Source organism: Rhizobium sp. BK181, from assembly GCF_014193305.1.
Taxonomy (GTDB): domain Bacteria; phylum Pseudomonadota; class Alphaproteobacteria; order Rhizobiales; family Rhizobiaceae; genus Rhizobium.
On sequence record NZ_JACHZA010000013.1, the window covers coordinates 141,315 to 147,628 of the forward strand.

The following is a 6,314-nucleotide window of genomic DNA, read 5'->3' on the forward strand; positions in this document are numbered from 1 at the left end:
GAAATCGATGACGTCATCATGGTTCGGCGTCGAGCGGACCAAGAGCGTCTCTCGTCGACACCACACGCGAGATCACCATTGCCGTCCCAAGCATGCAAAAGGCCGAATGACAGAGTCATCCGGCCTTGAAATCGGGGCGTTCCTAGGTCAGCGGCAGCGCTAGAACCAACTCTGCTTTCCATCGACCTTCTTCAACTCTTCGCTTTCATGGCGAAGAGCGGCGATGGTGGAGGCCACGGACACGACAAACATGATGCTGATTAGGGCAGTAAGCACAGTCAATATCGTGAACATGAGCAATCCTCCTGGGCTTTGCGTTCACGTTCCTTAGTACTGGCTCGTTATCGCCGCGCGTGCCGACGCATAGGGGCCATATACCTTGGACGCATCCACTTTGTGATCGTAGAGCGCGATAGTCGCTGCAAGCATACCGGTCATCATTACCATCCAGACGGCATTAATCATGGTAATCTTATTGGGCATATTTTCTTCCTTGTGCAGCGTATCGCGTTACGCTTCGGTTGAGTGAACGCATGCGTGCGAAAATGGTTCCAGGGGTATTGGCCGGTCATTTACCAAGGCCGATCTGAAGCGACTTTGAATGCGTCGTTCATCTGGCGTTCAGAATTCTTAATCGGTTTAAACGCCAAATTTCCGGTCGCACGCACGATTGCGTAATGTTCCCGCACGCTTGGCCGAACCCAACCTGCATCCATCTTATCTTGCACGTAGCCGTAGAAAAATTCGGCAAGCAGCGAGACGATGACAGCAAGTGCAACAATGATGATCAGCATGAGCGCTTCCGGGGAGGGACCGATGCCGGAATGACATCGGCTGTTGACGCTCTCTGTTATAGAGATCTCGCCTGAAGCCGCCTTGAATGCCGCATTCATCCACCGTTCAGCGACGGGCAAACGACTTGCGGGCGACCTTTATCCGTGACAAAAGGCGTCGAAACAAACGGCTAGGCCAATGACGACAGCTTTCTATCCGGGGTCGTTCGACCCACTGACCAACGGACATCTGGATGTGCTCATCCAGTCGCTGAATGTTGCGTCCGAGGTTATTGTCGCGATCGGCATCCATCCCGGCAAGACGCCGCTCTTTTCCTTCGATGAGCGGGCGGATCTCATTCGCCAGTCTCTGGCGGATGCGCTGCCTGAGAAGGCCAGGAATATCTCGGTCGTTTCCTTCGACAATCTCGTGGTCGATGCGGCGCGCGCTCATGGCGCTGCGCTGCTGATCCGCGGCCTGCGTGACGGTACCGATCTCGACTACGAAATGCAGATGGCCGGCATGAACCGCCAGATGGCGCCTGACATTCAAACGATCTTTCTGCCGGCTGGGACGGCCTCGCGGCCCATAACCGCCACATTGGTCCGGCAAATCGCTGCCATGGGAGGCGATGTCAGCGCCTTTGTACCGGCTGCCGTATTGAAAGCCCTTCAATCCAAGCGCAAATCCTAGGCGACATTTTCGCCGCAACGGAGCCAACATGAAACTCTTCTATCTCGCATTTGCAGGCGTGCTTTACCTTGCTTCGTTCGCCGGCGACGCGTTCGCGCAGTCCAGTGACACGCTGACGATCCAGCTGAAGGACGGCCCGGTCGTAGTCCAGCTTATGCCCGACGTTGCGCCGAAGCACGTCGCGCAGATCGAAGCGCTTGCCAAGAAGGGCGCATATGACAACGTGGCCTTCCATCGCGTCATCGAAGGCTTCATGGCGCAGACTGGCGACGTGAAGTTCGGCAACATGGAAAAGGGCTTTGATGCAAGCCTTGCCGGCACCGGCGGCTCCGACCTGCCCGATCTGCCTGCAGAGTTTTCGAAGACGCCTTTCGTTCGCGGCACGGTCGGCATGGCCCGCTCGCAGGATCCGAACTCGGCCAACTCGCAGTTTTTCATCATGTTCGCTGATGGATCCTTCCTCAACGGCCAGTATACCGTCGTCGGCAAGGTCGTTTCCGGCATGGAGAACGTCGACAAGATCAAGCGCGGCGAAGGCCAGAACGGCGAAGTCAGCAATCCCGACCGGATGATCAAAGTCACCGTCGGCAAGAAGTAAGTTTCAAGACAAGTAGGAGAAGAAGAATGGCCGAGATCAAAGATCCCGAAAACACCATCATCCTGGAAACCACCAAGGGCAAGGTTGTCATCCAGTTGCTGCCGGAAGTGGCGCCGGGGCACGTCGCCCGCATCAAGGAACTCGCTCGCGAGAAGGCCTACGACGGCGTTGTCTTCCATCGCGTCATCAACGATTTCATGGCGCAGACCGGCGACGTTAAGTTCGGCAAGAAGGGCAGCGAAAGCTTCAACCCGGGTCGCGCCGGCATGGGTGGCTCCGAGAAGCCGGACCTGAAGGCTGAGTTCTCTGCCGTCAGCCACATCAGGGGTACTTGCTCGATGGCTCGCTCGCAGAACCCGAACTCGGCCAACTCGCAGTTCTTCATCTGCTTCACCGATGCTCCCTGGCTGAACAAGCAGTACTCCGTCTGGGGTCAGGTCATCGAAGGCATGGACAACATCGACAAGATCAAGAAGGGCGAGCCGGTCACCGATCCGGACTCGATCGTCTCGATGCGGGTTGCCGCTGACGTCTGATTGTGATTTCTGCTGAAACCCGCCCTTGCGCGAAAGCGTGGGGCGGGTTTCGCTTTGCCTGGATTTTAAGTGATGCGTGTAGACCTCTTCGATTTCGACCTGCCGGATGAACGGATCGCCCTGCGGCCAGCCGAGCCGCGCGACAGCGCGCGTCTGCTCGTCGTCGACCCAGCCAGGGAGACGCAGCTGTCGGACCATCGGGTGAGGGATCTGCCCAGCTTTCTGAGGGCAGGGGACGCACTCGTCTTCAACGACACCAAGGTTATCCCGGCGCAACTCGAGGGCATCCGTCATCGCGAGGGCGCCGGCGGTCAGCAGGTCTCGGCGACGCTGCACATGCGCATCGGCGCCAACCGCTGGAAAGCCTTCGCCAAGCCCGGCAAGCGCATCAAGATCGGCGACCGTATCTCGTTCGGCCACGACGGCAGCAGCTGCCTTCTCGGCAAGCTCGAATGCACCGTCGAAGAGAAGGGAGAGGGCGGAGAAGTCACGCTGGCGTTCGATCTTTCCGGACCGATGCTCGACGAGGCGATCCATTCGGTCGGGCATATTCCTCTGCCGCCCTATATCGCCGCGAAACGCGCCGAGGATGAGCGCGACCGCGCCGACTACCAGACCATCTATGCCCGCGAGGAGGGTGCCGTCGCGGCTCCTACGGCCGGGCTTCACTTCACGCCTGATCTTTTCGAAGCCATCGACAAGGCAGGCGTCGAACGGCATTTCGTGACACTGCATGTTGGCGCCGGCACTTTCCTGCCTGTGAAGGCCGACGACACCGACGATCACAAGATGCATCTTGAAAGCGGCTATGTCAGCGCCGAGACGGCTGCTAGCCTCAATGCGGTTAAGGCGAGGGGCGGGCGCATCATCTGCGTCGGCACGACGTCGCTGCGACTGATCGAAAGTGCGGCGCAGGAAAACGGCGAGATCCGTGCCTGGGCCGGCGCCACCGGCATCTTCATCACGCCCGGCTACCGCTTCAGGGCGGTTGACATGCTGATGACAAACTTTCATTTGCCTCGCTCGACGCTGTTCATGCTCGTTTCGGCCTTTGCCGGCTTCGAGACGATGCACGCAGCCTACAGCCACGCGATTTCGACGGGCTACCGCTTCTATTCCTATGGCGATTCCAGCCTCCTTTTTCGGAAAACCTAAATGACCGAGAACTTCCAGTTCACCCTCAAGAAGACCGACGCTGGTGCCCGCCTGGGCGAGGTCTCTATGCCGCGCGGCACGATCCGCACGCCGGCCTTCATGCCTGTCGGCACCGTCGGCACCGTCAAGGCGATGTATCTTGACCAGGTTCGCGACACCGGCGCCGATATCATCCTCGGCAATACCTACCATCTCATGCTGCGCCCGACGGCCGAGCGCGTGGCACGCCTCGGCGGCCTGCACAAGCTGGTCCGCTGGGAGCATCCGATCCTGACCGACAGCGGCGGGTTCCAGGTGATGTCGCTCTCGGGCCTGCGCAAGCTCGACGAGCAGGGCGTAACCTTCAAGTCGCATGTCGACGGCAGCTTGCATCACATGTCGCCGGAGCGCTCGATCGAGATCCAGGGATTGCTGGATTCTGATATTCAGATGCAGCTCGATGAATGCGTGGCACTTCCTGCGGAACCGCGCGAAATCGAGCGCGCCATGGAGCTGTCTCTACGCTGGGCCGAACGATGCAAGATCGCCTTCGGCAACCAACCGGGGAAGGCGATGTTCGGCATCGTGCAGGGTGGGGATGTGCCGGCACTTCGCGTCCGCTCGGCCGCGGCCCTGACCGATCTCGATCTCAAGGGCTATGCGGTCGGCGGTCTCGCTGTCGGCGAGCCGCAGGACGTCATGCTGAAGATGCTCGAGGAAACGCTGCCGGTTCTTCCCACGGAGAAACCACGCTACCTTATGGGCGTCGGCACGCCTGACGACATCCTGAAGTCCGTCGCTCGCGGCATCGATATGTTCGACTGCGTCATGCCGACCCGTTCCGGCCGCCACGGGCTTGCCTTTACGCGCCGCGGCAAGGTCAACATCCGCAACGCCCGCCACGCCGAGGATATGCGTCCGCTCGACGACCAGTCGAATTGCCCGGCTTCGCGCGACTACTCGCGCGCCTACCTGCATCACCTCGTACGTGCCAATGAGGCGCTCGGCGGCATGCTGCTCTCCTGGCACAACCTCGCATACTATCAGGAACTGATGCAGGGCATTCGCAAGGCGATCGCTGAAGGCCGGTTTGCCGACTTTATGGCAGAGACCCAGGAAGAATGGGCGAGGGGCGACCTGGAGCCGGTGTAAGGGCGGGAAGGGCACCTCCACTACATCCGGTGGAAGCCCGCCTGCCCGCCACTCAGATGCCCTTGCTTTCGGTGTTCGGCACGATCTGGACGCCATTGATCTTGTAGTTTCCGTCGGGTTGGCGGGCCACCTGATAAATCGCGGTCCAGTCCTTGCCGTCGCGTCCTGATATCAGTACCTCGTGATAGATCATCGCGCCGTTGTCGATCGATCGGCTGCGGCCGAAGGCATAGTTGCCGGGATGATAAACCGGCTCATAGCTCTTCTTGACCATCGCGAAGAAAACATTCTTGTCGGGATAGATCGCCTTGATACCGGGCGCAGCATAGGAATAGGCCGTATCAACATCGTCGTTCAAGAATGCCTTGATCTGCGCCTCGATCATCGTACGCGTCGTGTCGATCGGATCCTCGGCCCGAGTGGTACCAAGAAAAACGAAAGACGCAGCACACAGAATGAAAATTGCAAGAATGGCGCGCATGGCAACGGCTCCGGCTGTGTCAGCGCATTCTAAAGCAGTCTACGGACAAGGGAAGGGGCAGGAAGCGCGGCCACGCTCAGGTCGCCTGGCGAAGTGTCACTGCATGGCGCTTTCGCTTTGGTTGCGGGGTCGCGACGCCTCGCGACCCCGCCTGCGTCTACGGCCTAGCCGAGGGCCTTGAAGAGCAGTGCGCCCGCACCTGTTGAAAACAGGAAGGTCATCACCTTGAAAAGTTCGTCAAGCATCGCGGTGCTGTGCACCGTCGGAAAAATAATGGGCAGCGTAGCAATCGCGAAGGCGGCAAGGCCGCAGAATGCCGTAAGAATAATGGCAGTTGCTTTGAGGAGATTCATAGGATTCCTCTTGTCTGTTAAGATCGAGAGAAAACCCGCTATCCAAGCAAGGAACTTCCCCCGATCGAGTGGATCGAGAACGAAGTTCCTCGCCATTCTCCATCGACTGCCCACTCACGCGGGCAAGGATGGCTGAGGGAACCAAAGAAACGAGTAGAAGCGGATAGCTGGCGATGGAGAAAGCCGAGTCATCCACCTGATTAAGTTCAGGCGCTCCCCATATACATCATTGCTAATATTTACACAAGGGCGATGCATCCGGGCTGTTGCGCTCAACAACTATACATACCGCCGGCGGCGGCGCCGTTATCGGAGTGTCGCGATCATGGCAAAAATCCCGAACCAGTTCGCGACTGATCGCTGGGCCGTAGCGGCGGAGCAAAGGTGCAACTTCTGTCTGCTGATTGTTTCTCATGCATCCGCGCGATCAACTCGCGCCATTCGCATATTCAACTGTAGGACAAACTAGGGGAGCTCCATCCACCCAAACCGCTTCGGTGTGAGTTCATGCTGAACCGCGACTTTTGTGGCTCATCAAGCTAGCCGGCATGTCTGATCTGCGCGAGCAGTTTCTTGCGGAAGACTTCGGCCGG

At 58.9% G+C, this 6,314-nt stretch carries 10 protein-coding genes; 5 read left to right on the top strand and 5 right to left on the bottom strand.

Annotated features, from left to right (window positions below; all coding sequences use genetic code 11):
• Positions 1-159: 159 nt before the first annotated feature.
• The 3 genes from FHT77_RS31965 to FHT77_RS23725 form a co-directional block, all read right to left on the bottom strand.
• Positions 160-294: a hypothetical protein gene (locus tag FHT77_RS31965; RefSeq protein WP_259130528.1), complete on the bottom strand. Its 135-nt coding sequence runs from the start codon at positions 292-294 to the stop codon at positions 160-162.
• Positions 295-327: 33 nt separating this feature from the next.
• Positions 328-483, bottom strand: a complete 156-nt coding sequence (locus FHT77_RS23720; protein ID WP_183757280.1) for a hypothetical protein — start codon at positions 481-483, stop codon at positions 328-330.
• A gap of 89 nt (positions 484-572) precedes the next feature.
• Complete coding sequence (locus tag FHT77_RS23725) at positions 573-794, bottom strand: hypothetical protein (protein ID WP_183757281.1); 222 nt, start codon at positions 792-794, stop codon at positions 573-575.
• 178 nt (positions 795-972) lie between these two features.
• Here FHT77_RS23725 and coaD point away from each other — a divergent pair, with 178 nt between their 5' ends.
• The 5 genes from coaD (at position 973) to tgt (ending at position 4,887) form a co-directional block, all read left to right on the top strand.
• Complete coding sequence (gene coaD, locus FHT77_RS23730) at positions 973-1,467, top strand: pantetheine-phosphate adenylyltransferase (RefSeq protein ID WP_183757282.1); 495 nt, start codon at positions 973-975, stop codon at positions 1,465-1,467.
• Between the two features lie 28 nt (positions 1,468-1,495).
• A complete protein-coding gene (locus tag FHT77_RS23735; protein ID WP_183757283.1) occupies positions 1,496-2,065 on the top strand; it encodes a peptidylprolyl isomerase in 570 nt (189 codons plus the stop codon).
• Between the two features lie 26 nt (positions 2,066-2,091).
• Positions 2,092-2,601 (top strand): peptidylprolyl isomerase, encoded by a 510-nt coding sequence (locus FHT77_RS23740; RefSeq protein WP_183757284.1) that lies wholly within the window; start codon positions 2,092-2,094, stop codon positions 2,599-2,601.
• 72 nt (positions 2,602-2,673) lie between these two features.
• A complete protein-coding gene (gene queA, locus FHT77_RS23745; protein ID WP_183757285.1) occupies positions 2,674-3,756 on the top strand; it encodes a tRNA preQ1(34) S-adenosylmethionine ribosyltransferase-isomerase QueA in 1,083 nt (360 codons plus the stop codon).
• Positions 3,757-4,887, top strand: coding sequence for a tRNA guanosine(34) transglycosylase Tgt (gene tgt / locus FHT77_RS23750; RefSeq protein ID WP_183757286.1), 1,131 nt, complete (start codon positions 3,757-3,759; stop codon positions 4,885-4,887).
• A gap of 52 nt (positions 4,888-4,939) precedes the next feature.
• On the opposite strand, the gene FHT77_RS23755 is transcribed toward tgt, so the two are convergent.
• Together FHT77_RS23755 and FHT77_RS23760 are read right to left on the bottom strand one after the other, a co-directional pair.
• The gene (locus FHT77_RS23755) at positions 4,940-5,368 is read right to left on the bottom strand and encodes a DUF4864 domain-containing protein (protein ID WP_183757287.1); all 429 of its coding nucleotides are present in this window, start codon (positions 5,366-5,368) and stop codon (positions 4,940-4,942) included.
• Between the two features lie 164 nt (positions 5,369-5,532).
• Positions 5,533-5,721 carry a hypothetical protein gene (locus FHT77_RS23760; protein WP_183757288.1) on the bottom strand — a complete coding sequence of 63 codons (189 nt, stop codon included), beginning with the start codon at positions 5,719-5,721 and terminating at the stop codon, positions 5,533-5,535.
• Positions 5,722-6,314 lie beyond the last annotated feature (593 nt).